General features: G+C 72.3%; 1 protein-coding gene. It reads right to left on the reverse strand.

Annotated elements, in window-relative coordinates; genetic code table 11:
- Window positions 1-256 (reverse strand): phosphotransferase (locus tag ACPYOG_RS19965; protein WP_481295846.1); only part of this gene is annotated, 256 nt, incomplete at both ends.

A 256-nucleotide genomic window follows, 5' to 3' on the forward strand; every position in this document is an offset into this window, starting at 1 on the left:
CCGGACATATCGCTGCGCAGCACCGCCGGGATGCCCGGCAGCCACCGGTAAACCGACCACGGCAGCGGGTACTCGTCCACCGGCGCCCCCTCGGCAAACGGCTGCGGGATGGGCAGCGGCAGCAGCGGCGCGAGTCGCGGCAGCCAGAGCTGCTCCTTGGCGACCTGTTCGTGGTATCCCCCGGCGCTCGGCAACCGGACGCTCAACTCGTCCCCGAGCCGGAAGGCCCGGTTGTCCCATCCGTCGTGCGGCACCG

The organism is Leifsonia sp. HAY1-4F (assembly GCF_056755275.1).